Source organism: Dyadobacter sediminis (assembly GCF_005860765.1).
GTDB classification, from domain to species: Bacteria; Bacteroidota; Bacteroidia; order Cytophagales; family Spirosomataceae; genus Dyadobacter; species Dyadobacter sediminis.
The window spans coordinates 1-2,169 of the sequence record NZ_VCEI01000020.1; the positions used below are offsets into that span (position 1 = coordinate 1).

The 2,169-nt window shown below is 33.4% G+C and carries 2 protein-coding genes; one reads left to right on the forward strand and one right to left on the reverse strand.

Features of this window, described 5'->3' with window-relative positions; genetic code table 11:
- Positions 1–144 precede the first annotated feature (144 nt).
- Positions 145–372, forward strand: coding sequence for a DUF2683 family protein (locus tag FEM55_RS07405; protein ID WP_138280710.1), 228 nt, complete (start codon positions 145–147; stop codon positions 370–372).
- Positions 373–521: 149 nt separating this feature from the next.
- Here the strand turns inward: FEM55_RS07405 and FEM55_RS07410 are convergent, their stop codons facing one another.
- Entirely contained in the window at positions 522–1,442 is a 921-nt protein-coding gene (locus FEM55_RS07410) for a replication initiation protein (RefSeq protein WP_138280711.1), read from the reverse strand.
- Positions 1,443–2,169 lie beyond the last annotated feature (727 nt).

Consider the following 2,169-nt stretch of genomic DNA (forward strand, 5'->3'; position numbering starts at 1 on the left):
ATTCTTCTTTGAACTATTTAAATCCAGTAGCTTTTGAAGCCGAATATTACCGACAAACTGGATAAGAATTGAAGTTTTTAATATTTACTAACCCGCAAAAGTGTAAACCAAAACGGAACCACGTCAATTTGCTTAAAAAGAGAAATGCTCAATCTTACCATAGATACCGAAGACAAGCGCATTATTGACGCGGTCAGAGCCTTGTTAAAAGGGTATGGCGTGTCCTACTCAGAGAAGCGTGAAAGGAGTCCTTACAGCGCTTCTTTTGTAAAAAAGGTTAAGAAGGCTAAAACCCGTATTGCAAAAGGGGAGTTTATCGAAGTAGACCCGGAAAACTTATGGGAAAGTATAGAGTCCGGATTGAAGCAGTAGCAGAAGATATAAGTTAACCCAAGTTGCCAGCTATTAGAAAAATGAGGGCAGTGTGAAAATGGTAAACTGTCCACTTCCCATTTTGTTCTATTCTAAGTTTCTTTTTCTTTCAGCTAGTTGCTTTACCCAAATTATGATTGCTGGTTTTGCTACCGAATGCCTAATATTTTGAGTAAAAGCCCAGCAGGGTTCTTGGCAGCTTTAACCTTACCTGTTTTTAAATCATAGTTAAATTTAAATAATGCTTCTGTAAGGGGTTTTTCAGCTAAAATTTGTTGAACAATCTTTATGTCTTTTATTCCCAAATCATTTAGGATTTGCTGGGCATTTTGCTGGCGTATATCTTCAATAGGTTGATCAAAAAGAATTGGTAGCAGTTCAGGTGTCTGAGAGTGGATGTAAAACCGAATGCTTTGAAAAGATCTTCCTTGTTTGATTAAGTCGTAACTGATCTTCAAGTCTGTATGTTTATTAATTTGACGCACAGCAATATCTAGAACAAACTTTTTGAAATCACTAATTCTCTCGAACTGTTCATTGCTTTTACCAGTAGGATCTTTCAGCTTCAGCATAATTTTTAATTCTTCAAGATCATATGCTTTTGTCTCTCCAATATCCTTCCATTGGCTAGAGAGCTGATATATTCGCTTAGCATATTTGCTGGAAAGCTTTAAAGCAGAATGCAATTGAAAGGAAGTGAAATTATCTTTTAGCTCAAACAAAAATGGACGGATATCTTCTGAAAGCTTAATCTTCAGAAATCCCTGTCCAGTCATGTATTCTACTTTCTGAAACATCCATATTTGTTTATAGCTGTTTGATGTGTTAATCTCAAACATTCGAGACCCCATATCTGCTGTGGCTTCGCGCAACTGTTGATAATTCCAGGTTCGACCAGTTATAAATTCAACTTCGTTAACATATATCTGATACTCCTGATTATAGGTGTCTTCCTTTTTGATTTTAGAAAGTAAGTAAAAGAGAATATCTAATTGACAAGCAGAGTAATCAAATCGGGCTGTGGTAATAGCATTGTGCTGCCTGATCTCGGGTGAATCGTCTTTTTTCATAAAGCTAATTTTATTACAAATAAGTTAAAAACGAGTGATAAAAACAAGTATCGTTTTTATCACTCGTTTTTAACTTATAAAAACTCGTTTTTTAACTTATAAAAACTCGTTTTTAACTTATAAAAACTCGTTTTTAACTTATAAAAACTCGTTTTTAACTTATAAAAACTCGTTTTTAATCGCTGTAACAAACTGATATATAAATGGTTACGACCCCCTGCAAATAAAACAAATAATTAAAATACACAAATTGTGATGTAAAAAAAAGTCATTTAAGGGAAGGATTCGTTCATAAGTCAGAACGTAAAATCAAAAAAGAACAAAATCAGCAAAAACAAATTTAAACAGAGTGCGCGACAACTAATAAATTAGTTGTCTCTTATAAAAAGTGGTTTGATTACAATCAATTTGAAATAAAGAAAAAGTAAGGTGCGTATGATCAGGTTTGTAATTCCTGCCGTCAATTGTATGGCAACATTTATCGGGCCTCGTATATACAAAACCAATTGCCAAGTCGGTACCAACAAAAATAAATTTCAATCAGCCACTGATTAGGAAGTAATTTGCCAAAAAAATATCCATTAAATCAACTTTACTATAAATATAATACCTCTACAAATTCAGACCACTTGTTTAGTTAAAACTTAGTAACTTAAACAAGGATAAAATAATGAAAAAGATGCGTAGAAAATTTGATTCATCATTTAAGGCGAGAGTGGCTATTGAA

Coding starts and splice junctions, on each gene's coding strand:
- FEM55_RS07405 (WP_138280710.1), top strand. CDS start 145: ATGCTCAATCTTACCATAGATACCGAAGACAAGCGCATTATTGACGCG.
- FEM55_RS07410 (WP_138280711.1), bottom strand. CDS start 1,442: ATGAAAAAAGACGATTCACCCGAGATCAGGCAGCACAATGCTATTACC.